Here is a 26,860-nt window from a genome sequence, read left to right as displayed (position 1 = left end):
TGGGCTCTGGATGGTTGACCCTAACTATTCAGATCGAGTTGCCGGAGGTAAAGAGTGGCACTGAGACTAGATGACAAGAAAGCAGTCGTCGCCGAAGTTGCTGCCATTGCCGCAAAAGCACATTCCGCGGTTGCCGCGGAATACCGTGGACTGACGGTTTCGAAGCTCACCGAACTTCGCAAGACCGCGCGCGAATCCGGAGTCTATCTCCGGGTGATCAAGAACACCTTGGCGCGCAAGGCTGTGGAAGGGACCGAATTCGCCTGCATGCAGGACGGTCTGGTGGGGCCCCTCATTCTTGCATTTTCGCTGGAAGATCCGGGTGCGGCTGGGCGTGTTATCGCCGCGTTCGCGAAGGACAACGACAAACTGGTTCCCAAACTGGTTGCCGTCGGCGGAAAGCAGTATGGGGCGTCGGAACTCGACAGGTTGTCCAAGCTGCCGACCCGCGATCAGGCTATTGGTATCCTCATGGGTACCATGAAAGCACCGGTCGAGAAGTTCGTCAGAACCTTGGCAGAACCCCACGCGAAGCTTGCGCGCACGGTGGCCGCGATTCGCGACCAGAAACAGGCCGCTTGATCGGCTTTACGCATCAAAGAATTGATTGGAGTTACAAATGGCTGTATCTAAAGAAGACATCCTGGAAACCATTTCCAACATGACCGTCATGGAAGTGGTGGACCTGATCTCCGCCATGGAAGAGAAGTTTGGCGTATCCGCCGCCGCCGCGGTTGCCGTGGCTGCTCCGGCTGCCGCTGCCGCTCCGGCTGCTGAGGAAAAGACCGAGTTCGACGTGGTCATGACCAGCTTCGGCGCCAACAAGGTCAACGTGATCAAGGTGGTTCGCGAACTGACCGGCCTGGGTCTGAAGGAAGCGAAGGACCTGGTGGAAGGCGTTCCTTCCACGGTCAAGGAAGCGGTCAGTAAGGACGAGTCCGAGAGCGTCAAGAAGAAACTGGAAGAAGCTGGCGCTTCGGTAGAAATCAAATAAGTTTGGTTTTACCTACGCCAACCCTTTCCATGGGCTGGCAGCCTTGAGCTGCCGGCCTTTCGGCGTTTTGAAAGGTTCCAGTGTGAACCCCTTTTTTCCGGGCGGATGCCAGCGAGTTGCGACAGTGTAGACCCATTATTTGGCCTGATTCAAATTTTTCTCTTCTTGTCGAAAGCTCCGGGCTTTCGAGGTAGACCCAGCGGTTATTTGTTGAAGCACACATAGGTAAGGAACCAACATGGCATATTCTTTTACCGAGAAAAAACGCATCCGTAAGAGTTTTGGCGAGCGCCAGGACGTCCTCGAAGTCCCCTATCTGTTGGCAACCCAGGTCGATTCCTACAAGAAGTTTCTTCAGGCCGATGCCCCGCACAGCCGCCGCGCCGATGATGGTCTGCACGCGGCGCTGAAGTCCGTCTTCCCCATCGAGAGCCATTCCGGCCATGCCGTGCTGGAATATGTCAGCTACCGTCTGGGCGAGCCCACCTTCGACGTGAAGGAGTGCCAGCAGCGCGGCACTACCTACGCAGCGCCCTTGCGCGTGTTGGTGCGCCTGGTGATCTACGACAAGGAAGCACCCGCCAGCGCCAAGGTGGTCAAGGACATCAAGGAGCAGGAGATCTACATGGGCGAAATCCCGCTCATGACTGACACCGGCACCTTCGTGGTCAATGGCACGGAGCGTGTCATTGTCTCCCAGTTGCATCGCTCGCCCGGTGTGTTCTTTGACCATGACCGCGGCAAGACCCATTCCTCGGGTAAGTTGCTGTTCAATGCCCGCATCATTCCCTACCGCGGTTCCTGGCTGGACTTCGAATTCGACCACAAGGACTGCGTCTACGTGCGCATCGACCGCCGCCGCAAGCTGCCTGCCACCGTGCTGTTGCGCGCACTCGGTTACAACAACGAGGACATCGTCCGCCTGTTCTTTGACACCAACCGCTTCAGCTTCGCCGGTGGTGACATCCTGCTGGACCTGATCCCGGAGCGCCTGCGTGGCGACATCGCCAGCTTCGATATCAGCGTCAACGACAAGGTGATCGTGGAGAAGGGGCATCGCATCACCGCCCGCCACATCCGTATGATGGAGAAGGAAGGCATCACCCAGATGCCGGTGCCGCGTGACTATCTGCACGGGAAGATCCTGGCCCATAACGTGGTCGATACCAGTTCGGGCGAACTGGTCGCGAAGGTCAACGACGAGATCACCGACGACCTCATCGGCAAGATGATGGCGGCGGGTGCGCCGGCGGTAGAGACCCTGTTCGTCAACGACCTGGACCGCGGGCCATACATCTCCAATGCCATGCGCATCGACACGACGGACAGCCAGCTCGACGCGCTGGTGGAGATCTACCGCATGATGCGCCCCGGCGAGCCGCCCACCAAGGAAGCGGCGCAGGCGCTGTTCGAGAACCTGTTCTTCACCGCCGACCGTTACGATCTATCCGCCGTGGGACGCATGAAGTTCAACCGGCGCCTTGGCCGCGCCGAGATCATCGGTGAGGGCGTGCTGTCCAAGGAAGACATCATCGACGTGCTCCGCGAGCTCATCAATATCCGTAATGGCAACGGCCAGGTGGACGACATCGACCATCTGGGCAACCGCCGCGTGCGTTCCGTGGGCGAAATGGTGGAGAACCAGTTCCGCCTGGGACTGGTGCGCGTGGAGCGCGCCGTGAAGGAGCGCCTGTCCCTCGCCGATGCGGAAGGCCTGATGCCGCAGGAAATCATCAATGCGAAGCCGGTGGCGGCGTCCATCAAGGAATTCTTCGGCTCCAGCCAGCTCTCCCAGTTCATGGACCAGAGCAACCCGCTGTCCGAGGTCACCCACAAGCGCCGAGTCTCGGCCCTGGGTCCGGGTGGTCTGGCGCGTGAGCGCGCCGGATTCGAGGTGCGCGACGTGCACACCACCCATTACGGTCGCGTTTGCCCCATCGAGACGCCGGAAGGTCCGAACATCGGTCTGATCAACTCCCTGGCCGTGTACGCCCGGACCAACGAGTACGGCTTCCTGGAGACGCCCTACCGCAAGGTGGTGGATGGCCGCGTGACCGAGGAGATTGAATACCTCTCCGCAATCGAGGAAGGCAAGTACTACATCGCCCAGGCCTCCGCGGCCCTGGACGAGAATGGTCGCCTGAAGGAAGACCTGGTTTCCGCTCGTTTCAAGGATGAATTCACGCTGTCCACGGCGGACAAGATCAACTACATGGACGTCTCGTCCAAGCAGATCGTGTCGGTGGCGGCCTCGCTGATTCCGTTCCTGGAACATGACGACGCCAACCGCGCGCTCATGGGTTCCAACATGCAGCGTCAGGCGGTGCCGACCCTGCGCACCGAGAAGCCACTGGTAGGAACCGGCATGGAGCGCATCGTCGCCAAGGACTCCGGCGTGGCGGTGATCGCCCGCCGCGGTGGCCTGATCGAATCGGTAGACGCCGGCCGCATCGTGGTGCGGGTCAACGACGATGAAACCGAGGCCGGCATCCCGGGCGTGGACATCTACAACCTGACCAAGTACACCCGTTCCAACCAGAATACCTGCATCAACCAGCGTCCTTTGGTGAAGACCGGCGACCGGGTGTCAAGAAATGACATCCTGGCGGATGGCCCCTCCACCGATATGGGCGAACTGGCCCTGGGGCAGAACCTGCTGGTGGCCTTCATGCCCTGGAACGGCTACAACTTCGAGGACTCCATCCTGATCTCGGAGCGCGTGGTGCAGGATGACCGTTTCACCACCATCCACATCGAGGAAAAGACCTGCGTCGCCCGCGACACCAAGCTGGGGCCGGAGGAAATCACGGCCGATATCCCCAACGTGGGCGAGGCGGCCCTGGCCAAGCTGGACGAATCCGGCATTGTCTACATCGGCGCCGAGGTCAAGGCGGGCGACATCCTGGTGGGCAAGGTCACGCCCAAGGGCGAGACCCAGCTGACGCCGGAAGAAAAGCTGCTGCGCGCGATCTTTGGCGAGAAGGCTTCGGACGTGAAGGATACCTCCCTGCGCGTGCCTTCCGGCATGGACGGCACCGTGATCGACGTGCAGGTGTTTACCCGCGATGGCGTCAAGAAGGATGAGCGTGCCCGTCAGATCGAGCAGGCCGAAATCGAGCGGGTCAAGAAAGACCTTAACGATCAGTTGCGCATCATCGAGAAGGACATCTTCGACCGCGTGGAAGCGATGCTGCTGGACAAGCCGGCCGACTCCGGGCCGAACAGCCTCAAGGGTGGCTCGACGGTCAGCAAGGCGTATCTGGAAGGCCTGAAGCCCTCCCAGTGGCTGGAAATCCGGATGCAGGACGAAGACCTGAATGTTCAGCTGGAAGCCATCGCCGAACAGATCCAGCAGCAGCGTGAAGAGATGAACCGCCGCCTGGAGGAGAAGCGCAAGAAGATCACCATGGGCGATGATCTGGCGCCGGGCGTGCTGAAGATGGTCAAGGTCTACCTGGCGGTGAAGCGCCGCATCCAGCCCGGCGACAAGATGGCCGGCCGCCACGGCAACAAGGGTGTGATCTCGCAGATCGTGCCGGTGGAAGACATGCCCTACAGCGCCGACGGCACGCCGGTCGACATCGTCCTGAACCCGCTGGGCGTGCCCTCCCGCATGAACGTGGGCCAGGTGCTGGAGACCCACCTGGGTTGGGCCGCCAAGGGGCTGGGTATCAAGATCGGCAAGATGTTGGAGGCCCAGGCCAAGGTGCAGGAACTGCGTGGTTTCCTCGAGCAGATCTATAACCGCACCGGGCGTCCTGAGGACATTGCCAGCCTGTCCGATACCGAAGTGCTGGAGCTTTCGTCCAACCTGCGGCATGGCGTGCCCATGGCGACGCCGGTGTTCGACGGCGCCACCGAGGAGAACATCCGCGAAATGCTGCGCTTGGCGGACCTGCCGGCCACCGGCCAGACCCGGCTCTTTGACGGCCGCACGGGCGATGCTTTCGAGCGCGACGTAACGGTGGGCTACATGTACATGCTGAAGCTGAACCACCTGGTGGACGACAAGATGCACGCCCGTTCCACCGGACCTTACAGCCTGGTTACCCAGCAGCCGCTGGGCGGCAAGGCGCAGTTCGGCGGCCAGCGTTTCGGCGAGATGGAAGTCTGGGCGCTGGAGGCTTACGGCGCCGCCTATACCTTGCAGGAGATGTTGACGGTGAAGTCGGACGACGTGAACGGCCGCACCAAGATGTACAAGAACATCGTGGATGGCGACCATCGAATGGAAGCGGCAATGCCCGAATCATTCAACGTATTGATCAAGGAGATTCGTTCTCTCGGCATAAATATCGAGCTGGAACAGGATTAAGGCCAGAACCGCGGCGCCCGTCGCAGGCGCCGCGGCAATGCGAGTCCTTTTGGGTGAGAGTGCGGCCGGATTTGATGATTTAGGAGATGCCCCGTGAAAGATCTGATTAATTTTTTGAAGCGCCAGAGCCAGACCGAAGAATTCGATGGAATTCGTATCAGCCTGGCGTCCCCCGACATGATCCGTTCCTGGTCCTATGGCGAGGTCAAGAAGCCCGAGACCATCAACTACCGTACCTTCAAGCCGGAGCGTGACGGCCTGTTCTGCGCCAAGATATTCGGGCCCGTCAGCGACTACGAATGCCTCTGCGGCAAATACAAGCGCCTCAAGCACCGCGGCGTGATCTGCGAAAAGTGCGGCGTGGAAGTCACCCTGTCCAAGGTACGCCGCGAGCGCATGGGCCACATCGAGCTGGCCAGCCCGGTGGCTCACATCTGGTTCCTCAAGTCGCTGCCTTCCCGCATCGCCCTGCTGCTGGACATGACCCTGCGCGAAATCGAGCGGGTGCTGTATTTCGAGTCCTATGTGGTGATCGATTCGGGCATGACGCCGCTGCAGCGTGGCGGCTTGATGACCGAGGAGGAGTTCTACGAGGCCACCCAGCAGTACGGTGACGAGTTCACCGCGAAGATGGGCGCCGAGGCCATCCGCGAACTGCTCAAGACCATGGATCTGCAGGCGGAAGTGCAGATGCTGCGCGAGGAAATCGACGGCACCAACTCCGAGACCAAGATCAAGAAGCACACCAAGCGCCTCAAGGCCATTGAGTCTTTGATCATCTCCAACAACCGCCCGGAGTGGATGATCCTGACGGTGCTGCCCGTGCTGCCGCCGGAGCTGCGCCCCCTGGTGCCCCTGGACGGCGGCCGCTTCGCGACTTCGGACCTGAATGACCTGTATCGCCGCGTCATCAACCGTAACAACCGCTTGAAGCGCCTACTGGACCTCAATGCGCCGGATATCATCGTGCGCAACGAAAAGCGCATGCTGCAGGAAGCCGTGGACGCGCTGCTGGACAACGGCCGTCGCGGCCGGGCCATCACCGGCTCCAACAAGCGTCCTTTGAAGTCCCTGGCCGACATGATCAAGGGCAAGCAGGGCCGTTTCCGCCAGAACCTGCTGGGCAAGCGCGTCGACTACTCCGGCCGTTCCGTGATCGTGGTGGGCCCGACCCTCAAGCTGCATCAGTGCGGCCTGCCCAAGAAGATGGCCTTGGAACTGTTCAAGCCCTTTATCTTCAGCAAGCTGCAGTTCCGTGGTTTGTCCACCACCATCAAGGCGGCCAAAAAGATGGTCGAGCGTGAGAGCGCCGAGGTGTGGGATATCCTGGACGAGGTGATCCGCGAGCATCCGGTGATGCTGAACCGCGCGCCGACCCTGCACCGTCTGGGCATCCAGGCCTTCGAACCGACTCTGGTGGAGGGCAAGGCGATCCAGTTGCACCCCCTCGTGTGCACCGCGTTCAACGCCGACTTCGACGGCGACCAGATGGCCGTGCACGTGCCGCTGTCCCTGGAAGCGCAGCTGGAGGCGCGCACCCTGATGATGGCCACCAACAACATCCTATCGCCCGCCAACGGCGAGCCCATCATCAACCCGACCCAGGACGTGGTGCTGGGGCTCTATTACATGAGCCGCGAGCGGGTCGGCGCCCGGGGCGAAGGCATGATCTTCTCCGACACCGACGAGGTGATGCGGGCCTTCCAGAACAAGCAGCTGGATCTGCAGGCCAAGGTCACGGTGCGTATCCGCGAAGTGCTGCTGGACGAGAATGGCGCACTCAAGGATCCGGTGATCCGCCGTGTCGAGACCACCGCAGGCCGCGCACTGATCTCGACCATCGTGCCGGACGGCATGGGTTTTGATCTGATCAACCAGGACATGACCAAGAAGGCCATCTCCCGCCTGATCAATCATTGCTACCGCACCCTGGGCGTGAAGACCTCGGTGGTGTTCGCCGACCAGCTGATGTACATGGGCTTTTCCTACGCCACCCGTGCCGGCGTTTCCATCGGCTTCGAGGACATGGCGGTGCCGGAGCGCAAGGAGGAGATCATCAGCATTGCCGAGCAGGAAGTGAAGGAAATCCAGAACCAGTATGCCTCGGGTCTGGTCACCGACGGTGAGCGCTACAACAAGGTGGTGGACATCTGGTCTCACGCCAATGACCAGGTGGCCAAGGTGATGATGGAGGGCCTGGGTACCGAAGACGCGGTGGACAAGAACGGCAACACCGTGCAGCAGAAGTCCTTCAACTCCATCTATATGATGGCCGACTCCGGCGCCCGAGGCTCGGCGGCGCAGATTCGTCAGCTGGCGGGCATGCGCGGCCTGATGGCCAAGCCCGACGGCTCCATCATCGAGACGCCCATCACGGCCAACTTCCGCGAAGGTCTGGACGTGTTGCAGTACTTCATTTCCACCCACGGCGCCCGGAAAGGTCTGGCCGACACCGCGCTCAAGACCGCCAACTCTGGTTACCTGACCCGCCGCCTGGTGGACGTGGCGCAAGACCTGGTGATCACCGAAGACGATTGCGGCACCAATGACGGTCTGCTGATGTCGCCACTGATCGAAGGCGGCGACGTGGTCGAGCCTTTGGCGGAGCGCGTGCTGGGCCGCGTGCTGGCCGAGGATATCCACAATCCGTCCACGGACCAGTTGGTGGTGGAGGCCGGCACCCTGCTGGACGAACACTGGGTGGCGGTGCTGGAAGATCACGGTATCGACAACGTGCGCGTGCGCTCGGTGATCACCTGCAAGACCCGCTATGGCGTGTGCTCGTCTTGCTACGGGCGCGACCTGGGCCGTGGCCACAAGGTGAATATCGGCGAGGCCATCGGCGTCATCGCGGCGCAATCCATCGGCGAGCCGGGAACCCAGCTGACCATGCGTACCTTCCACATCGGTGGCGCGGCCTCGCGTATGGCCTCCATCAACAATGTGGAAGTGAAGTCCAGCGGCTCCATCAAGCTGACCAACCTGAAGACCGTTAAGAACAAGGACGGGTTGCTGGTGGCCGTGTCACGCTCCGGCGAAGTGAGCGTGATCGACGAGCATGGCCGTGAGCGCGAACGCTACAAGATCCCCTACGGCGCAGTGCTTTCCGTGGAGGACGGCTCTTCCGTGCGAGGCGGCCAGGTCGTTGTGAACTGGGATCCGCACACCCACCCGGTTATCACCGAGGTGAAGGGTATTGCCCAGTTGGTGGATTTCGTCGACGGCCTCACGGTACGCGAAAAATCGGACGAAGTGACCGGTCTGAGCTTCATGGAAGTCATCGATCCCAAGCAACGCGGCGGCGCCGGCAAGGAACTGCGCCCCATGGTGAAGCTGGTGGACGAGCAGGGCAACGGCATCTTCATTCCGTCCACCGAGATTCCGGCGCAGTACTACCTGCCCTCGGGCGCCATCGTCGGCATCCGCGACGGCAACCCGGTGGAAGTGGGCGACGTGCTGGCGAGGATTCCCCAGGAGTCTTCAAAGACCCGCGACATTACCGGCGGTCTGCCGCGTGTGGCGGACTTGTTCGAGGCGCGCAAGACCAAGGATCCGGCGATCCTGGCGGAAGCCACCGGCACCGTCAGCTTCGGCAAGGAGACCAAGGGCAAGCGTCGCATCGCCATCACCGACGCGGCTGGCAACGTGCACGAGACCATGATCCCGAAATGGCGTCACGTCACCGTGTTCGAAGGCGAGCATGTGGAACAGGGCGAAACCATCGCCGAAGGCGAGCTGACGCCTCATGACATCCTGCGTCTGCGCGGCGTAGCCGACCTGTCGTCCTATCTGGTGAAGGAAATTCAGGACGTGTACCGCCTGCAAGGCGTGAAGATCAACGACAAGCACATCGAGGTGATCATTCGTCAGATGCTGCGCAAGGTGGAAATCACCTCGCCCGGCGACACCATCTTCCTCAAGGGTGAGCAGGTGGACCGCGCCCGCTTCTTGGAGGAGAACGAGCGCGTGGAGGCGGAGGGCAAGATCCCGGCGTGCTTCGAGGCGGTGCTCATGGGCATCACCAAGGCGTCCCTCTCCACCGAGTCGTTCATCTCCGCGGCATCCTTCCAGGAAACCACCCGCGTGCTGACGGAAGCCGCGATCCGCGGTCTCAGCGACAAGCTCATGGGCTTGAAGGAGAACGTCATCGTCGGCCGCCTGATTCCGGCGGGCACCGGCCTGGCTTACCACCTGGAACGAAAGCAGAAAGCGCGCCTCGGCGAGATGGAGGAAGCGGAGACGACGACGCTGGATGCTGGCGAGGTCGAGGAAGCTCTGAAGCAGGCCTTGAGCATGTAAGTCACAGCCGCTGCCGGCGCCGTTTGCTGGTTGTCAAATGGCGCCGAAGCAGTAAAATGCCTTCATCCGTTATGGACTCTCGAAAAGCCCGCCCTTCGTGGCGGGCTTTGCCATATCCGAATGGTCCGAGAGTAACCGATTTTGCGCGGGCGCATTTCAATTCTGTAAGCATTGGGGAGCAAGAACGAAAATGAAGACAAAGACCTTGTGGAGCGTGGCGGCGGGGGTTGGGCTCCTGTTGGGCACCCAGGCGGCGCTTGCCGCGGCACCGGACACGACAGAGGGCCAGACCAAGTTTTACACCTGCGTGGGTTGTCACGGCATCAAGGGCTACAGCAACGCGTTCCCCACCTATGCGGTGCCCAAGCTGGGCGGACAGCACGCCGATTACGTGGTCGCAGCGCTGAAGGCCTACCAGAGCGGAGGCCGCAAGCACGGTAGTATGGAAGGTAACTCTTCCGGCTGGAGCGAGGACGACTTCAAGGCCATCGCAGCTTATGTGGCCAAGTTCCGCTCTATCAACGAGGAAAACCCCATTACCGGCAATCCCGCGGCAGGCAAGAGCAAGGCCGAGACCTGCGGCGCTTGCCACGGCGAGGACGGCAACAGCGCCGACGCCAGCAACCCCCGTCTGGCCGGACAGTACGAAAGCTACTTGATCAAGGCCTTGGAGGATTACAAGTCCGGCGTTCGCAAGAACGCCATCATGAACGGGATGGCAGCCGGCCTGTCCGCCGAGGACATCAAGGATATCTCCGCCTATTACGCCAGTCAGAAGAAGGGCCTGACAGTGGTTCAGGACTGACGGCTGGTCGCTTCGCCTGACTGACGCCAGGGCTCGGGGAGCTTTTCCCGGGCCCTTTGCATTTCAGGCGTGGGTTGCACCATCGTGGAGGCCGCCGCGGAATCTGATAGAATCGTTCGCGTCGTCACCACGGGAAACGCTACATGACTCGAATCTTATCGGCGTTCACGCTGCTTGCCTGTGTGCCGCTCTGCGCCTTCGGGGCGGACGAGCCGGCCAGGACGCCTGAGCCTGGCGTGAAGGAGAGGGTGGTCATGGGCTGGCTGGAATCGATCTTCGTCAAGCCCTGGAACCGAAGGCTTACCGCCAAGCTGGATACGGGGGCCAAGACATCGTCCCTGCATGCGGACAAGATCGAGCATTTCAGCAAGAGCGGCGAGCCCTGGGTGCGCTTCACCCTGGAAGACATCGAGGGACGTCACCAGGAGCCGATCAAGGTGGAGAAGCCTCTGCTGCGCACGGCCTACATCAAGAGCCACCAGCGCCAGTCCTCCAAACGCGACGTGGTGATGATGGATATCTGCAAGAACGGGCGGGACTACCAGGCAGAGTTCAACCTGGTCGACCGCAGTAATTTCAATTATCCGGTGCTACTGGGCAGGGCCTTTCTCAAGGACGTTGCCCTGGTGGACGCCAACGCGACCTTTCTGTTCCGCGGCGAGGACGATCCCTGCTACAAGGCCACCGCCAAGTCCGATAAGTGAAGCCGTTCGCCGACGCGCGCCGCCTTGCGAAACTTCCACGTTAAGATCCTTGCCTTGGTCCTGACGACCATCGGCCTGTCCTTGTGCTACTACAAGGTGACACGCCTCGGGCTGCCCCTGTTGCCTACGGAACAGGCGGATGTGTGGGCTGTTGAGGCCCGCATCGAGTTCAAGGCGCACCGGGAGACCCCCATCAAGGCCCAGTTCTACATCCCCCGTGGGCCTGCCGGTTTCACTGTGGTGGACGAGAACTTCGTCTCCAGCAGCTACGGCCTGACCACCGAGGATGATGGGCTGCATCGTGCGGCCCAGTGGGCGGTGCGCCAGTCCAGCGGGTATCAGGTCCTGTACTATCGCATCCATCTGGCGCGCGATCCGGCCCTGGGTTCAGGGCCCGCCAACCTCGATCCGCCCAGCTGGACGCCTCCCAAGTTCTCGGACTTGATCCGGCCCGCTGTCAATGCGGTGCTGGAAGAGGCGCGCAGCAAGTCCGCCGATACGCTCTCGTTTGCCCGCGCCGTGCTCATGCGCCTGAATGCCCAGACGCCGGACGCCAATGTCAGCCTGCTGCGGCAGGATGCCGATACGCCGACCGAATGGACCCGGCGCATGGTGAATATCCTGCTGGGAGGCAACATCCCGGCGCGGCTGGCGTACTTGCTGCCGCTCAAGGATGGCGTGAAGCATGGCGAATTGGTGTCCTGGATCCAGGTCTACGATGGCAGCCAGTGGCAGACGCTCAATCCGCAGACGGGCGAGCCGGGCCTGCCCCGCGACGCCATCGTCTGGCATGTGGGAGATTCGCCGGTGCTCGAGGTAACCGGCGGGCGCTTCATCAAGCTGACATTCTCGGTCAGCAAGCATACCCAGGAAATGACCCTGATCGCCGAGCAGCGGGCGCGCAAGATGGGCTCGCGCATCATGGAGTTCTCATTGTTCAGCCTGCCGGTGCAGACCCAGAACGTCTACAAGGTGCTGCTGCTGGTGCCTGTTGGCGCGTTCCTCATCGTCCTCCTGCGCAATGTCATCGGGTTCAAGACCTTTGGCACCTTCATGCCTATCCTCATCGCGCTGGCCTTCCGCGAGACCAAGCTGGTGTGGGGCGTGGCGCTGTTTTCCCTGGTCGTCGCCATGGGGCTGGTGATCCGCTTCTACCTGGAATACCTGAAATTACTGCTGGTGCCTCGGCTGGCCTCGGTCTTGACCATCGTCATCCTGCTCATGGCCGCCATCAGCCTGATCAGTTACAAACTAGGCATCGACCGCGGTGTGTCGGTGGCGCTGTTCCCCATGGTCATCATGGCCATGACCATCGAGCGCATGTCCCTGGTTTGGGAGGAGCTCGGGCCGCTGGAGGCCATGCATCAAGGGCTGGGCAGTCTGATCGTGGCGGTGCTCGGATACCTGCTGATGAGCAGCGAACTGCTGGGGCATCTGTCCTTCGTGTTTCCGGAATTGTTGCTGGTGGTGCTTGCCGCCACCTTGCTGCTAGGCCGCTATACGGGCTACCGCCTGACGGAACTGTGGCGGTTCCGCGCCGCGCTGAAGGATCCTTAGATGCCGTCTTGGCTTGACCGGCTCATGCCGTGGCGACGCCTGCGCGCGCTCGGTATCATGGGGATGAACGAGCGCAACGCCGATTTCATCTTTCGCTACAACCCTAGAAGCCGCTTTCCCTTGGTTGACGACAAGCGCCGGACCAAGGAGCTGGCCCTGGCCGCGGGAATCGCCGTGCCGCGGCTTTATGCCGTGGTGGAAATCGAGCACCAGATCGAGGGAATTCATGACCTGCTGGCGCCTTTCGAGGACTTTGCCATCAAGCCGGCGCATGGCAGCGGTGGCGAAGGCATCCTGGTGGTGGTGGGGCGCAGCAACGGCCGCTACCGGCTGGCCAACGGGCTGCTCATCGACGAGGACGAACTGGGACACCACATTTCCAACATCCTCAATGGAATGTACAGCTTGGGCGGGTTGCCGGACTGCGCCCTGATCGAATACCGGGTCAGGTTCGACCCCCTGTTTCAGGACGTCAGCTACCAAGGCGTGCCGGATATCCGCACCGTGGTGTTCCGAGGCGTTCCGGTCATGGCCATGATACGCTTGCCCACCCGAGTTTCCGACGGCAAGGCCAATTTGCACCAGGGGGCGGTGGGCGTTGGCATCGATCTCGCCGATGGGCGCACCTACTGTGGCGTCTGGCACGAGAACCAGGTGGAGTACCACCCGGATACGGGCGGCGAGGTGATGGGACTGGAGATTCCCCACTGGGATGACATCCTCGCGCTCACGGCGCGCTGCCATGACCTCGTAGGGTTGGGGTATCTGGGCGTCGACATCGTGTTGGACGAAGCATTGGGGCCCTTGATGCTGGAAATGAACGCGCGTCCGGGGCTGAGCATCCAGTTGGCCAACCGCGCGGGCCTGTTGCCGCGCCTGCGTCGTGTAGAGGCCATGCGAGCCGTTCCGGAATCGGTCGAGGAGCGGGTTGCCCTGGCCCGCTCCCTGGCAGGAGTCGGGTGATCGAGGCTTCCGCCGCGACGGCAGGCTGCCGCTTCCGTTCGGATAAGGTAGAATGCGCCAGCCAGGGACCGGCCGGCGGGCCGCTGCCGCTATTGTCACACAACTGTCATATTCGGCTGGTAAAAATCGGCGGGCTCCGGGCCTGCGTATAAAAAGTGAGCCCGCTTATTCATTTGTCCATGGGAGTTAGCATGAAGAATACATTACTGGCCTTGGCCGCCGCAGGATCTGCTTTGCTGTGTGTGGCCCAGGCCGACGCCGCCGGCCGTGACAACATCAGCATCGTCGGTTCCTCGACCGTGTATCCATTCTCGACGGTGGTGGCCGAGCAGCTGGGCCGCGGCGGTAAATTCAAGACGCCCAAAGTGGAGTCGACCGGCACCGGTGGTGGCATCAAGCTGTTTTGCAGCGGCGTGGGCGTGGACTTTCCCGATATCGCCAATGCCTCGCGGCGCATGAAGAAGACCGAGTTCGAAGCCTGCCAGAAAGCGGGGGTGAAAGGCATCGCAGAGGTCAAAATTGGCTTTGATGGCATCGTCCTCGCCCATTCAAAAAAGTCCAAGGGAATCGATCTGACCCGCAAGGAACTCTTCCTGGCCCTGGCCAAGAAGGTGCCCGATCCGGCCTGCAAGAAGGACTGTGACGGCAAGCTGGCGGAAAATCCCTATAAAACATGGAATCAGATCAACCCCAAATTGCCGAAGACCAAGATCGAGGTGCTGGGGCCCCCGCCCACCTCGGGTACCCGCGACGCGTTCGCCGAACTGGCCCTTGAGGGCGGCTGTCAGGCGTTCCCCTGGATCAAGGCCCTGAAGGAGAAGGACGAGGCGGCGTACAAGAGCACCTGTCAGACCGTGCGCGAGGATGGCGCCTACGTGGAAGCGGGGGAGAACGACAACCTGATCGTGCAGAAACTGGAGGCCAACCCCAATGCTGTGGGCATTTTCGGCTTTAGTTTCCTGGACCAGAACACGGACAAAGTCGCGGCGGAGCGCATCGACGGCGTGGACCCCGGCTTCGAGACCATCGCCGATGGCAAGTACAGCATCTCGCGCCCCCTGTTCTTTTATGTGAAGACGGCGCACGTGGGCATGATTCCCGGCATCGATGCCTACATCGCCGAATTTACCAGCGAGAAGGCTTCCGGCAGCGAGGGCTATCTGGCCGACAAGGGCCTGATTCCACTGCCTGAGGAGGAGCGCAAAGCGGTGGCCGAGGACGCAAAAAAGCTGAAACCGCTCGTGCTGTAACAATTTCTTAGCGTAAGCCTGATAATGTACGGCCGGAGATGTTCCTCCGGCCGTGCGTTTTTGAGTCAAGACCCGAATGCAAAAATCCACCCTGTTATTTCTGCTCCTGCTCCTCAGCGCCCTGGCCTTCCAGATAGGCCGGCAAAGGTCCTTGCAGGTGGCGGGTGGCCGGATCGGAAACCTGCATTCACTGCCCAGCTATTATGGCTACTACACGGCGCTGTGGTGCGGCCTGCCGGCGTTGGTCCTCCTCTTGCTGTGGATGGGGTGCGAATCCACGGTCATCAGCCAGTTGCTGCTGGCGGATATGCCGCCGGATATCGCGGCCCTGGATGCCAACCAGCAGGAGTTGTGGCTCAACGATGTCAAGAATGTGGCCGCAGGCCAAGGCAGCGGTGAGCCGTCGCCGGCTACCATTGCCGCCGCCGAGCATTTCCGTTCCTTGCGTCAGTTCAGCAGTCTGCTGCTGAGCCTTATCGCCGGCTGCATGGCCATCGCAGGCGCCGCATTTGCCCGTCAGCGCATCTGCCGTGAGCAGCGCGCGCGCAACGAGGTGGAACAGGTACTAATGTATTTCCTGGTGGGCAGCTCGCTGGTTGCGATACTCACCACTGTCGGCATCGTCCTGTCGGTGCTGTTTGAATCCATCCGGTTCTTCCAGCAGGTGTCCCTCGGCGAATTTCTGTTCGGCCTGAACTGGAGTCCCCAGGTAGCCATCCGCGCCGACCAGGTGGGCTCATCCGGGGCGTTCGGGGCTGTGCCCCTGTTCACCGGCACCCTGCTGATATCGGCGATCGCCATGACCGTGGCCGTTCCCATCGGGCTGCTGTCGGCCATCTACCTGTCAGAGTATGCCAGTCTGCGGTTCCGCGCCGTGGCCAAGCCGCTGCTGGAAATCCTGGCGGGCATTCCCACCGTGGTTTACGGTTTTTTCGCGGCCTTGACCGTGGCACCTTTCATTCGCGATCTGGGTACCCAGGCGGGTCTGGAGGTGTCGTCCGAAAGCGCCCTGGCGGCGGGACTGGTGATGGGCATCATGATCATCCCCTTTGTTTCGTCTCTGTCCGATGACTTCATCAACGCGGTTCCGCAGTCATTGCGTGATGGGGCCTATGCACTCGGTGCGACCCAGGCGGAAACCATCCGCAAGGTGGTGATTCCGGCGGCGCTACCCGGTATCGTCGGCGGCATTCTGCTGGCTGTCTCGCGCGCCATCGGCGAGACCATGATCGTGGTCATGGCGGCGGGTCTTTCCGCCAATCTCACGGCCAATCCGCTGGAAGCGGTGACCACCGTCACCACCCAAATCGTCACCTTGCTGGTGGGCGACCAGGAATTCGACAGTCCCAAAACCCTGGCAGCATTCGCGCTGGGTCTGATCCTCTTTCTGGTGACCCTGGCGCTCAACATCTTGGCGCTGCATATCGTGCGCAAATACCGTGAACAATATGAGTGATCCTCACAGTAAGCCCCGCGCGCCGTCCAAAGGCGTACAGACTCAGGAGAAAGTACGTGCCGGACTGGCCAGGCGGCGAGCGGCCGAAACGCGATTCCGCTTGTATGGGCTGATCTCCATATCCGTGGGCTTGATCTTTCTGGCCATCCTGTTCACCAGCATCATCCGTAACGGCTACCCGGCCTTTCGCCAGACCTACGTGGGGCTGGATGTGCAGTTCGACCCGGCGATTCTCGTGCCGGACGGGAAGGTCGACGCCGAGGCGCTGGCCAATGCCGATTATGCCGCCTTGCTCAAGGCCAGCCTGGCGCAACTGTTCCCCGAGGTGAGCGGCCGCCAGCAGAAGCGCGCCCTTTACGGCTTGCTCAGCACGGGGGCCGCCTACGAACTGCGCGACCGTCTCGCCGCAAACCCCGAGCTTCTGGGCAAGACGGAACGGGTTTGGGTCACGGGCAGCGACAACCTCGACCTGTTCATCAAAGGCCATGTCGATCGCGGCGTTCCGGAGGCGGAGAGGCCGCTCAAGGATGAACAGATCGCCTGGATAGACAAGCTGATGGCGGAAGGGTGCATCGAACTGCGCTTCAACACCACGTTCTTTACCGCCGGTGATTCCAGGGAACCGGAGCTTTCGGGTATTTTCGGTGCGCTCATGGGGTCCGTGTTCACGGTCATGGTCACCTTGGCGCTGTCCTTCCCCGTGGGCATCGCCACCGCGATCTACCTGGAGGAATTTGCGCCACGCAACCGCTGGACCGATGTGATCGAGGTGAACATCAACAACCTGGCGGCGGTGCCCTCCATTGTCTTCGGTCTGCTGGGGCTTGCGGTATTCATCAATTTCTTTGGGCTGCCGCGTTCCTCGCCCCTGGTCGGTGGCCTGGTGCTGACGCTGATGACCCTGCCGGTGATCATCATCGCCGGCCGCTCCGCGCTCAAGGCCGTTCCGCCTTCGATCCGTGAGGCGGCACTGGGCATAGGCGCCTCGCACATGCAGACCGTGTTTCATCACGTACTGCCCCTGGCCATGCCTGGCATGCTTACCGGCGCGATCATCGGCATGGCGCGGGCGCTGGGAGAAAGCGCCCCCTTGCTGATGATCGGCATGGTGGCCTTCATCGTCGACATTCCCACCAGCGCGCTGCAGCCGGCTACCGTGTTGCCGGTGCAGATCTATCTCTGGGCCGACAGTCCGGAGCGCGGGTTTGTGGAGCGTACGTCCGCCGCCATCCTCGTGCTGCTCACGTTCCTGATCATCATGAACGGGGTGGCCGTCTACCTGCGCAAGCGTTACGAGCGGCGTTGGTGATTACCGCTGGAGTCCGAGTTGTCCTATGGTTGGCCACGCCTTAGAATTCGAAAAAACAGAGAGCCTTGGGATGAGAAATCCGGAAAAGACACCTTCCTCCGCCGCGTTTTCCCGCGATCACGGGAAGACAGTGGGAGAGATCAAGGCGCAGAACCCCCGGATTCAGTGCCGTGGTGTGGACGTCTATTACGGCGAAAAGCACGCCATCCACGGTGTCAGCCTGGAGGTGGGGCGCAATGAGGTCATCGCCCTGATCGGTCCTTCCGGTTGCGGCAAGTCCACGTTTCTGCGCTGCCTGAACCGCATGAACGACACCATCGTCGGGTGCCGCGTCACCGGCGAGATTTTGTTGGACGGCCAGGACATCTACAGTGGCGGGATGGATGTGGTGCCCTTGCGCGCCCAGGTGGGCATGGTGTTCCAGAAGCCCAATCCCTTTCCCAAGAGCATTTTCGAGAATGTCGCCTATGGTCCGCGCATACACGGACTGGCTTCGGGCAAGGTGGAACTGGAGGAGATCGTCGAAACATCCCTGCGCCGTGCGGGACTCTGGGACGAGGTGAAGGACTACCTGCATCACCCCGGCACCGGGCTCTCCGGTGGTCAGCAACAGCGGCTTTGCATAGCCCGAACCATCGCCGTCAGCCCCGAGGTGATCCTCATGGACGAGCCTTGCTCGGCCCTGGATCCCATCGCGACCGCCAAGATCGAGCAGTTGATCGACGAGTTGCGCGAGGACTACACCATCGCCATCGTGACCCATTCCATGCAGCAGGCGGCGCGCGTTTCGCAGCGCACGGCCTATTTCCACCTGGGCAAGCTGATTGAGGTGGGCGATACCGCACAAGTGTTCACCAACCCCCGTCATCAGCTGACCGAAGACTACATCACCGGCCGTTTCGGTTAGGCCCCTGTTGGCCTGACCGCCGGGCCATCGCCGCCGCGTTTAGCCTTTTCGTAGTAGAATCCCGACCCTGCCTATGCGTTCAGGCGCCGCCCGGCGCCGGGGGAGTCGATTGTTGCACCGTTTGCGAAGCACCGGCCTGAGCGGCCCGGAGCGAGACATGATCCGCCTGGAATCAAACCGGTACGGACAGGCTGCGGCCTGGAGCGCCGCCTTGCTCATCGCCGCAGTACTGAGCGGCTGTTCCGGGACACGCGAGTTGAGCCTTGGCCGCCCTTCCGTTCAGTCCGAGCCGGTACCGGCGCTCGCCGGGCGCGGCACGGTGGAGGCTGACGCCTACTATGTGCAACTGGTTTCGGAGTTTGAACTCAGCCCGGATGTCGCGGAGGACGAGGTATGCCGCGACCTGGGCGGTAGCTACCGCAAGGGCGGAACCACCTCGCTGGTCCTGTTCGACGTGCGCAACGACACTCTCAAGTTCCATCGGGAAGCGCCGGCGCTGGCCTATCGTTCCGCCTCGTCCCGGTGCAGCTTTAGCCTGGACGCCAAGAAAGTTTATCTGAGCCCCTGGATGCGGCTGGACGCCGGACAGGACGCGCAGGTGGACTACCGTCTCGCCACCACCAGCGATGATCAATTGGATACGGGCAAGCTGGGCAGCGACATCAACCTGGCCAGCAATGTGCTGGCACTCACCGGCGTCGGCACGGGGGTCGCGCTGGTGGGCAAGCTGGCCTCCGGCTGGATGCTGAACCAGCCTCCCGCACCGACACCCTCGCCGTCGCCCAGCGCGGCCCCCTCGCGTCGCGAGGAAACCCGTTCCCTGCCGTCCGTGCTGGACGTCGCTGCAGGCCACGCCACGGTCAATCGCATTGGCTTGCCGGTGCGCGAGACGGAGACCGGCTCCTACAGTCCTTTCGCCAAGCCTAGAAATCTGGGTGAGCTGAAGCTATACGCGGATATCCGCTCCACCTTATTGCTGAAAGCCGGCAGGGATGGAGTACCCGATGCCCGCGATCTTTCCCTTGAGGAGCTGTGGCGCTCGTCCATCCGCGATGGCGCGTCCGGCACCAGCCTGCAGCGATACATCGAGACCGCCGAGCATCCCGACCGCCCTAACTTGCAGCCGGACTGGAACAACTATGCCGAGGTGGAAAGCAATTGCCGCAAGCTCAAGGTGGTCATGCGCGACCTGGGATTCAACTCGTTTGACCGCAATGCCGTGCTCTACTATTTCCTCGACAAGTCGCGCGACTGGAAGAACTACAACCTGACCGGCCAGAGGGCTCTCAGTGCCGGCCAACCGGTGGCGCAGCTGGAGCGTTACCGCGCAAACGGCTTTTCCGCCTGTCTTTCCGATGACGACTACGAGGTCATGAAGGCGCTGGGCCTTGCCGTCAACGGGCCGCAGGACTGGAGCAATACCTTGCAGCAGTTGCGCGAAAAGGAGTCCTACCTGGCGGCAATCCGATCCTTGGAACGTCAGTTGACAGCGGTAGTCAGCAACCCTAATCCTGCTGAAATGGAGCGTCAGGTGTATCCCCTCATCGCCAGCCGCCAGAGTGGTGCCGGCACGGTGTTGCTGCAGGACCGCCTTGGCAACTTTGGCAGTGAACGTTTGCTCGGCGTCAACGCGGTGCCTGGCGACGGACTGGTCCTGACTTCGGCACAACTGGCTCAACTGTTGGCCGCCCTCAAGGTGCAGGAGGTCTCCTGTGCCAGGCCCGCGTTTGAGCAGGGACGCCCTGTGCCGAATGTTGCCATCCTGCTGTTCGCCACGGCGTCCGACAGTCCACTTGCCAAGGGCGGCGCGCTGGAGTTCGAGTTCGAGGGAGGTCATATTCTGCGCATCGCCCTGCAAAGCCCCGCGTTCCGCGATTTCCGGCAGGATGTCTTGAGCAATCCGCAACTGGGGGACTGCCGCATCGAACCCACCTGGCTCGATCGCTTGTGAGCGCGCGCGAGGAAGTGGCCTGCGCCAACGCGACGGGCGCCTTGCTTCCGGAAAGCAGGGCCCGATTGATCGGTGGCCTTGTCATCCTGCTGCTGGGCGCCTGGATCCTGCATAGTTACCTTACCCTGCTGGTGTGGGCGGTGGTGCTGGCCTTGGCCACCTGGCCGGTCTTTCACTACCTGCGCCAGCGCAGTAGCGCGGAAAAGACGTTTTGGCCAGCCCTGGGTCTCGCCCTCGCGATGGGCGCCCTGATTTTGGTGCCACTGGTCTATGGCCTCGGGCGGCTGGTACAGGAGGCGCAGTCAGTCTCTCAACTGGTGGCCGAGGCCCAGGCGCACGGTATCCCGGCCCCGGACTGGCTGGCAACCCTACCTTGGATCGGGCCTTGGGCGGCCTCCCACTGGGCGGACCTGCTGGGCACGCCTGCGTCCGCCCGCGATACCCTGCACTGGCTTGGGACCAGTGCGGCGCTTGGCTATACCAAGGCCCTAGCCAGCCAATTGGTGCATCGGTTGTTTGGCTTTTTCATCACCCTGCTGGTGCTGTTCTTTCTTTACCGGGCCGGCGATGCCCTGGGCCAGCAGGTGCTGGGCTCCTGTCGCAAGCTGTTTGGCGAATCGGGGGTGCGTTACGCGGCGCACGCGGCGTCGGCAGTGCGGGCCACGGTCAATGGCCTGGTTTTGGTGGGCCTAGGGGAGGGCTTGTTGCTTGGTGTCGGCTACGCGCTTGCCGGACTGAGTCACCCGGCCATGCTGGGGGGGCTGACCGCGGTGTTCGCCATGGTTCCCTTTGCCGCCAAGCTCATTTTCGGCGGTTGCTCCCTAGTTCTGTTGGCACAGGGCCAAACGGTGGCAGGCGGCGGACTGTTCGTCTTCGGACTGGTGGTGCTGCTGTTGGCGGACAATTATGTCCGGCCCGCCCTCATTGGCGGTGCCGTCAAGCTGCCGTTCCTCTGGACTTTGCTGGGAATTTTGGGCGGGCTGGAGAATTTCGGGTTGCTGGGCCTGTTCCTGGGACCCACGATCATGGCGGTCCTTATGTCGATCTGGCGCGACTGGGCCGATGAGCCGCAGTGAGTGCCCCGGCGGGAAGCCGAGCGCTTAACGGTCGGGTTAGCGGAGCCGGGTTTAGGTTCGGTCTCTCCGACGAGGTGTTCCCGAAGGTCTGAGTCCTGGCCATGATCGTGCCTGTGCGGATTTTTCCGCAGGCTTGCATAAGCAAATAGCACTGCTTGTCATCAAATATTCACAGCTTCTGTGGATAAGTCAGTGCATAAAATGTATTTCTGTCCAGGCAACTTCAGATTTCATCAGTCCTGCCGTTATGGTGACCAAATTTTTTACAGTCGTTTGCCTTGACAAATCATAAAGATAGCTATGCTTTTGAATCTATTATGTCAGTTTGCACTGACAAAAACTTCTTTATCGCGCTCTGTGGAAGGGTTGACGTCACTGGGGTCTATCTGATGCCGTTTGAGATTTTGCGCGGATAGGGAAATTGCTTGGTTCACGTTTTTTAACTTGACCTTTCCGGCGCGCGCTCAGGGTTGCCGAGGCGGATAGCCGCACCACCCTCTACATGTTATCGCACTGGCACACTGGTTTTTTCTACTATCTTTTTGCCGTCCACTGTCACTCTCCGAACTGGTGACGGAGGATCTGGCGGAAGACGGGTTCTTCCGCCGGCATTTTGCTTGATACCCTGAATTTCTTCCCGTTCGCCTCTTCTTTTCAGTTCCAGAGGCGGCTCGATGCCCCGGGACCAGTTTTTGGCCGGGGCATCTTTTTTATCAGTCGGTGCTGGCGCGAGTTCCGACGAATTTTCCGTTTAGCCTAACCGTCACGGTTACGTCCATTTCTCTCGGCTTGGTGAGGTGTACCGACCACTTGCTGAGGTGGTTAAGGTTGCCCGCAAGGCTCCCGTTCTTCCGCTCCTTGGCTTGCAGGACATTCTTGCTGGACAGGAGCCGGCCATCGGTGAAGGTGTAACCTAAGAATTCGCCTGCAGCCAGAAACTGATTCATGGTGTTATCGACAAACGCGCTGCTCGCCGCTGTACTCGTGACCTTCTTGCCATCGATCAGCCATTCGCCTTCCAGCAGGGTGGAGGTGAAGCTTCCGGTCTCAGACGCATCGAGGTCGGCCGTGAACGTGAATGAATCGGTCTTGGGCAATTCAGGAAGTCCAGTCAGTTTGACCGGCTGTCCGAAGGCGGTGACGGTGACCTTGGGGCGCGGTTTGAAGGTGACATTCCAGGTACCGTCGAGCTCCAGAGCCGAGGCGGCTTGCATGTTCAAAAGGATCAAAAGGGGGAAGGTGACGAGCAGAAGCCGGAACATTGGGGATCTCCAACGGAATGAAAGGACAAGATCGGCGTCCGATACCGCGTGCTACTGGTGTTGGACGCACACTCTCGGTGTATCGGATGCAGAACCGCGATCTTGATGGCCTGAGATGTCGGAAGTTTGCTTATTTTTTTGCCAAAGGTTGGCGCTACCCCGATAAACGTTGCGGGCTGGCGGGCAAATGGGGCTCAATCTCGCACCCAGACCTCGGTCAGACGGCTCGGAATGTGCGCCGATTCGCTGGAAGGTGGGTGCGGGCGGCCTGTCATGACGCAGGCACAGACCCGGAGCGTATCCAGGAGCAGAATCCAGGTGATGCCTAAAAATGCGGCGGTGAGGGCGGCATTCAGGTAATCGTTGAAGATCAACTGGGGTGCGGAAGCTAGCTGGCCTGCGGGAAGGCTTCCCGCCGCCAGTTTGGCGGCCAGGTCGGACGCATGGGCAAGGAACCCCACGCGAAGCTCGGGGCTGAACAGCTTTTCCCAGGCAGCGGTGCTGGTAATGATGATGAGCCAGGCCAGCGGTGCCCCGGTAACCCAGGCGAAGCGCGCCCGATCCGATTTCACCAGGATGGTGGTCGCCACGCACAGCGCGATGGTGGCCAGCATCTGGTTGGCGATGCCGAATAGCGGCCACAGGCTATTGATGCCGCCCAGGGGGTCGATGGTGCCGGTGTAGAGGAAGTAGCCCCAGCCGGTGACTACCAGGGCCGAACTCAGGAGTACGCCCGGATACCAGCTGGTGCGGCCCAAGGCGGGAAACCAGTTGCCCAGCATGTCCTGCAGCATGAAGCGGGCGACGCGGGTGCCGGCGTCCAGGGTGGTGAGGATGAACAGGGCCTCAAACATGATGGCGAAGTGATACCACAGGGCGAGCAGACCTTGACCGAACGCGCTGGCGAACAGGCTGGCCATGCCGACCGCCAGTGACGGCGCGCCTCCGGTGCGGGCGAACAAGGTGGCTTCGCCCATGGCGCTGGCCAGATCCTGCATACGCTCCACCGTGACCGGGAAGCCCCAGGCCGAAATCTTGGCCACCGCATCCGCGGCGGAAGCGCCCACCACGCCCGCGGGGCTGTTGATGGCGAAATAGACGCCGGGCTCCAGAACGGTCGCTGCGATCAGTGCCATGATGGCGACGAAGGATTCCATCATCATGGCGCCGTAGCCGATGAAGCGGGCGTCGGCCTCGTTGGCCAGCAGCTTGGGGGTGGTGCCGGAGGAAATCAGCGAGTGGAAGCCCGAGATGGCGCCGCAGGCAATGGTGATGAACACGAAGGGAAACAGCTTGCCGCCGAAGATCGGGCCGGTGCCGTCCACGAAGCGGGTGATCGCGGGCATCTGTACTTCCGGGCGAAGGAACAGGATGGCCACGGCCAGGGCAGCGATGGTACCCAGCTTCATGAAAGTGGAGAGGTAGTCGCGCGGCGCCAGCAGCAGCCAGACAGGCAGGACGGCGGCGGCAAAGCCGTAGGCGATGACCAGCAGCGCCAGTTGCGGGCCCTCGAAGTCAAACCAGCCGCGCAGATCGGGCAGCGCGTCCACCCAGCCGCCGCCTACCACCGACAGCAGCAGCAGGCTTACACCCAGGGCGGTGGCTTCCAGGACACGGCCGGGGCGGATACTGCGCATATAGAGGCCCACCAGCATCGCGATGGGAATAGTCGCCGCCACGGTGGCGGTGGCCCAGGGACTGTGTTTCATGGCATTGACCACCACCAGGCCGAGCACCGCGATCAGGATGATCATGATGGCCATGACGCCCAGCATGGCGGCGGTGCCGCCGATGGGGCCCAACTCGTCCCGGGCCATCTGGCCCAGGGAACGGCCATCGCGCCGCAAGGAGCAGAACAGGATGACGAAATCCTGAACGCAGCCCCCCAGAACCGCGCCGACCAATATCCACAGGGTACCGGGCAGGTAGCCGAACTGGGCGGCGAGGGTGGGGCCGATCAAGGGGCCCGGTCCTGCAATGGCCGCGAAATGATGGCCGAACACCACCCAGCGGTTGGTGGGTAGAAAGTCGCGCCCGTCATTGAAACGTTCCGCCGGTGTGGCCCTGGACGCATCCAGCATGAGCACCCTGGCGGCCACGAAGGCGCTGTAGAAGCGGTAGCCCAGGGCGTAGACGCAGACAGCGGCGAGCACGAACCAGAAACTGTTGATGGTCTCGCCGCGGTGCAGGGCGATGCCGCCGACAGCCCCGGCGCCCGCGACGGCAATCAGCGACCAGATCAGGAAGGAAAAGGTAGGGCGGCGGATTTCGGGCATGACGGCGTGGGTCCTTTTTGATCGATGGCCTGTGGCCTATTGCTCTCGGGAGCCGGTATTATGGCATCAATGATGCGAACCCTCAGCCGCCGCAGCCGATAGGCGGCCTGTCGATCGTTCAAACCTGAGGAGATACCGTGAAGAAGGGCTGGCTTCGGTTATGGCGCGCGCTCAGGCGACTGAGCGGGGACGACGCCTATGAGCGCTATCTCGCGCACTGGCACGAGGAGCACGCGGATACCGGAAAGGCCCCGCTCAGCCGCAGCGAGTTCTTTCGCGCGGAGCAGGAGCGGAAATGGAGCGGGATCAAACGCTGTTGCTGAAGCCGTGGGGAGCGCAAGGCAGCCCCACGGCGCGAGACGGTTTCAGAGTTGCTTGCGGATGCGCTCGTAAGCCGACTTGATTTCCTCGCCCAAGGCTTTCGCGCTCTCCAGCACGTCGCCAGAGGCTTCTTTCGCCTCCGAACCGGCGCTTTCCAGCTTCGCCATTAGACTGTCAATCTTGGATTCGGCACTCTCCCATTCTTCCTTGGCCTCCAGCTTGGCCAGATTGATCTGCAGCTTCAGTTCGTCGCGTTGCTGAAGCAGCCCGTCGCGGAATTTTTCCAACTCGTCTTTGATGTTCATGGTCTACTCCCATGGTTGGTCTTGCGCCTTTCTTCTGCACCTACAATGTGCTGCCGAGTTCGGCGGATTTCAAGAGCAATTTGACGGACAAGGCTATTCCAGGGTTACCAACCGGTTCGGAATCTGCTGTCCGAGCCACTGAGCGCCCGTGGTGGGTGGAAGTTGGCGTAGCGTGGCTAGCGCAGTCCGGAGAGCAGGCGGTCGATCATGGATTCGGCTTGACCCAGGTAGCTGCCGCCGAACAGGTTCAGGTGATTGAGGATGTGATACAGGTTGTAGAGGATCTTGCGCGTGCCGTAGCCGGCATCCAGGGGAAAGGCCCCGCGGTAGGCGGCGTAGAAATCGCCGCCGAAACCACCGAACAATTCCGTCATGGCGATGTCCGCCTCTCGGTCTCCGTAGTAGCAGGCCGGATCAAAGATGGCGGGCTGTCCCTGCCCGGCGGAGCCCCAATTGCCCCCCCACAGGTCGCCATGCAACAACGAGGGTTGCGGCGTGTAGCCGTCGAACAAAGCGGGTAGCTTTTCCACCAGTTTTTCGCCGTTGCGCTGAAGGCGCCCTCCGTAGCCGTCACGGGCGGCCAGTTCGAGTTGAAAGCCCAGCCTGTGCTCGGCCCAGAAAGTTGTCCAGTCATCGCCGGGCTCGTTCGGCTGGTGGGTAGAACCGATAGTATTGTCCCTATGCCAACCAAAATAAGGCTGCGGCACTCGGTGCATGTCTGCGAGCTGCTCTCCCAGGACTCGCCCCACCGTTCCGCGTCCGCTGCCCAGGTCGAGGTATTCCATCACTAGGTAGGCTTGCCCGCCGGCGACGCCATGGCATACGGGTTCGGGCGCCTTGACGGTGCCGGTGGCGATGATTTCCCTGAGACCCGCGGCCTCCGCCTCGAACATGGGCAGCAGGTTCTGGGCGTTGACCTTGACGAAGTAGCTGCGGTTCTCGCCCAGCAGGCGATAGGCGCTGTTGATGCAGCCCCCGCCCGCGGATGTGGTCTTGACGATCCGGAAGTTTTCGCCAGTGGCTTGGGCGATGGAGCTCTCAATGGATCGTATGAAGGCTGGGTCGGTCATGTCGGCTTACTCTCTCGTCAGGAGGCAGGTCGAAGATCAG

General features: G+C 61.6%; 19 protein-coding genes. 15 read left to right on the top strand and 4 right to left on the bottom strand.

Annotated elements, in window-relative coordinates:
• The first annotated feature begins 54 nt into the window (after positions 1–54).
• The 14 genes from rplJ to EK23_RS09910 all read left to right on the top strand — a co-directional run bounded on the left by rplJ (position 55) and on the right by EK23_RS09910 (position 21,586).
• Complete coding sequence (rplJ, locus tag EK23_RS09975) at positions 55–582, top strand: 50S ribosomal protein L10 (protein WP_045225219.1); 528 nt, start codon at positions 55–57, stop codon at positions 580–582.
• 37 nt (positions 583–619) lie between these two features.
• Positions 620–994 carry a 50S ribosomal protein L7/L12 gene (gene rplL, locus EK23_RS09970; protein ID WP_045225218.1) on the top strand — a complete coding sequence of 125 codons (375 nt, stop codon included), beginning with the start codon at positions 620–622 and terminating at the stop codon, positions 992–994.
• Positions 995–1,232: 238 nt separating this feature from the next.
• Positions 1,233–5,309 (top strand): DNA-directed RNA polymerase subunit beta, encoded by a 4,077-nt coding sequence (gene rpoB, locus EK23_RS09965; RefSeq protein ID WP_045225217.1) that lies wholly within the window; start codon positions 1,233–1,235, stop codon positions 5,307–5,309.
• Positions 5,310–5,402: 93 nt separating this feature from the next.
• Positions 5,403–9,608 carry a DNA-directed RNA polymerase subunit beta' gene (gene rpoC, locus EK23_RS09960; protein ID WP_045225216.1) on the top strand — a complete coding sequence of 1,402 codons (4,206 nt, stop codon included), beginning with the start codon at positions 5,403–5,405 and terminating at the stop codon, positions 9,606–9,608.
• 190 nt (positions 9,609–9,798) lie between these two features.
• Entirely contained in the window at positions 9,799–10,413 is a 615-nt protein-coding gene (locus EK23_RS09955; protein ID WP_045225215.1) for a c-type cytochrome, read from the top strand.
• Between the two features lie 143 nt (positions 10,414–10,556).
• On the top strand, positions 10,557–11,117 hold the full coding sequence (locus tag EK23_RS09950) for an ATP-dependent zinc protease family protein (RefSeq protein WP_082054089.1): 561 nt from the start codon (positions 10,557–10,559) through the stop codon (positions 11,115–11,117).
• Between the two features lie 54 nt (positions 11,118–11,171).
• Entirely contained in the window at positions 11,172–12,674 is a 1,503-nt protein-coding gene (locus tag EK23_RS09945; protein ID WP_235281991.1) for an inactive transglutaminase family protein, read from the top strand.
• Positions 12,675–13,637: an alpha-L-glutamate ligase-like protein gene (locus tag EK23_RS09940; RefSeq protein ID WP_052808087.1), complete on the top strand. Its 963-nt coding sequence runs from the start codon at positions 12,675–12,677 to the stop codon at positions 13,635–13,637.
• 191 nt (positions 13,638–13,828) lie between these two features.
• On the top strand, positions 13,829–14,887 hold the full coding sequence (locus tag EK23_RS09935) for a PstS family phosphate ABC transporter substrate-binding protein (RefSeq protein ID WP_045225213.1): 1,059 nt from the start codon (positions 13,829–13,831) through the stop codon (positions 14,885–14,887).
• Between the two features lie 76 nt (positions 14,888–14,963).
• Positions 14,964–16,343, top strand: coding sequence for a phosphate ABC transporter permease subunit PstC (gene pstC, locus EK23_RS09930; RefSeq protein WP_045225212.1), 1,380 nt, complete (start codon positions 14,964–14,966; stop codon positions 16,341–16,343).
• Complete coding sequence (gene pstA / locus EK23_RS09925; protein ID WP_045225211.1) at positions 16,336–17,652, top strand: phosphate ABC transporter permease PstA; 1,317 nt, start codon at positions 16,336–16,338, stop codon at positions 17,650–17,652. The genes pstC and pstA overlap by 8 nt, the downstream gene beginning before the upstream one ends.
• A 70-nt stretch (positions 17,653–17,722) precedes the next feature.
• Positions 17,723–18,559 carry a phosphate ABC transporter ATP-binding protein PstB gene (pstB, locus tag EK23_RS09920; RefSeq protein ID WP_045225210.1) on the top strand — a complete coding sequence of 279 codons (837 nt, stop codon included), beginning with the start codon at positions 17,723–17,725 and terminating at the stop codon, positions 18,557–18,559.
• A 157-nt stretch (positions 18,560–18,716) separates the two neighbouring features.
• Positions 18,717–20,510 carry a hypothetical protein gene (locus tag EK23_RS09915; RefSeq protein WP_045225209.1) on the top strand — a complete coding sequence of 598 codons (1,794 nt, stop codon included), beginning with the start codon at positions 18,717–18,719 and terminating at the stop codon, positions 20,508–20,510.
• A complete protein-coding gene (locus EK23_RS09910) occupies positions 20,507–21,586 on the top strand; it encodes an AI-2E family transporter (protein WP_235281989.1) in 1,080 nt (359 codons plus the stop codon). Before EK23_RS09915 ends, EK23_RS09910 begins: the two co-directional genes overlap by 4 nt.
• Before the next feature lie 713 nt (positions 21,587–22,299).
• Here the strand turns inward: EK23_RS09910 and EK23_RS09905 are convergent.
• Together EK23_RS09905 and EK23_RS09900 are read right to left on the bottom strand one after the other, a co-directional pair.
• Complete coding sequence (locus EK23_RS09905; protein ID WP_045225208.1) at positions 22,300–22,848, bottom strand: hypothetical protein; 549 nt, start codon at positions 22,846–22,848, stop codon at positions 22,300–22,302.
• Positions 22,849–23,042: 194 nt separating this feature from the next.
• Entirely contained in the window at positions 23,043–25,124 is a 2,082-nt protein-coding gene (locus tag EK23_RS09900; RefSeq protein ID WP_045225207.1) for a carbon starvation CstA family protein, read from the bottom strand.
• A 137-nt stretch (positions 25,125–25,261) separates the two neighbouring features.
• Between EK23_RS09900 and EK23_RS09895 the strand changes: the two genes are divergently transcribed.
• Positions 25,262–25,447, top strand: coding sequence for a CstA-like transporter-associated (seleno)protein (locus tag EK23_RS09895; protein ID WP_045225206.1), 186 nt, complete (start codon positions 25,262–25,264; stop codon positions 25,445–25,447).
• 42 nt (positions 25,448–25,489) lie between these two features.
• Here the strand turns inward: EK23_RS09895 and EK23_RS09890 are convergent, their stop codons facing one another.
• On the bottom strand, positions 25,490–25,750 hold the full coding sequence (locus tag EK23_RS09890; protein WP_045225205.1) for a hypothetical protein: 261 nt from the start codon (positions 25,748–25,750) through the stop codon (positions 25,490–25,492).
• 176 nt (positions 25,751–25,926) lie between these two features.
• Entirely contained in the window at positions 25,927–26,820 is an 894-nt protein-coding gene (locus tag EK23_RS09885) for a fructosamine kinase family protein (RefSeq protein ID WP_045225204.1), read from the bottom strand.
• Positions 26,821–26,860 lie beyond the last annotated feature (40 nt).

Origin of the sequence: Methyloterricola oryzae (genome assembly GCF_000934725.1) — a bacterium.
In the GTDB taxonomy this organism is placed as follows: domain Bacteria; phylum Pseudomonadota; class Gammaproteobacteria; order Methylococcales; family Methylococcaceae; genus Methyloterricola; species Methyloterricola oryzae.
The sequence above is the reverse complement of the archived record's forward strand: the minus strand, read 5'-3'. Positions and strand labels throughout refer to the sequence as shown.

Bases quoted from the DNA above. Each gene is read 5' to 3' on its own strand.
- rplL (WP_045225218.1), top strand. From the start codon at position 620: ATGGCTGTATCTAAAGAAGACATCCTGGAAACCATTTCCAACATGACC.
- rpoB (WP_045225217.1), top strand. From the start codon at position 1,233: ATGGCATATTCTTTTACCGAGAAAAAACGCATCCGTAAGAGTTTTGGC.
- EK23_RS09955 (WP_045225215.1), top strand. From the start codon at position 9,799: ATGAAGACAAAGACCTTGTGGAGCGTGGCGGCGGGGGTTGGGCTCCTG.
- EK23_RS09950 (WP_082054089.1), top strand. From the start codon at position 10,557: ATGACTCGAATCTTATCGGCGTTCACGCTGCTTGCCTGTGTGCCGCTC.
- EK23_RS09940 (WP_052808087.1), top strand. From the start codon at position 12,675: ATGCCGTCTTGGCTTGACCGGCTCATGCCGTGGCGACGCCTGCGCGCG.
- EK23_RS09935 (WP_045225213.1), top strand. From the start codon at position 13,829: ATGAAGAATACATTACTGGCCTTGGCCGCCGCAGGATCTGCTTTGCTG.
- pstC (WP_045225212.1), top strand. From the start codon at position 14,964: ATGCAAAAATCCACCCTGTTATTTCTGCTCCTGCTCCTCAGCGCCCTG.
- pstA (WP_045225211.1), top strand. From the start codon at position 16,336: ATGAGTGATCCTCACAGTAAGCCCCGCGCGCCGTCCAAAGGCGTACAG.
- pstB (WP_045225210.1), top strand. From the start codon at position 17,723: ATGAGAAATCCGGAAAAGACACCTTCCTCCGCCGCGTTTTCCCGCGAT.
- EK23_RS09915 (WP_045225209.1), top strand. From the start codon at position 18,717: ATGATCCGCCTGGAATCAAACCGGTACGGACAGGCTGCGGCCTGGAGC.
- EK23_RS09905 (WP_045225208.1), bottom strand. From the start codon at position 22,848: ATGTTCCGGCTTCTGCTCGTCACCTTCCCCCTTTTGATCCTTTTGAAC.
- EK23_RS09900 (WP_045225207.1), bottom strand. From the start codon at position 25,124: ATGCCCGAAATCCGCCGCCCTACCTTTTCCTTCCTGATCTGGTCGCTG.
- EK23_RS09890 (WP_045225205.1), bottom strand. From the start codon at position 25,750: ATGAACATCAAAGACGAGTTGGAAAAATTCCGCGACGGGCTGCTTCAG.
- EK23_RS09885 (WP_045225204.1), bottom strand. From the start codon at position 26,820: ATGACCGACCCAGCCTTCATACGATCCATTGAGAGCTCCATCGCCCAA.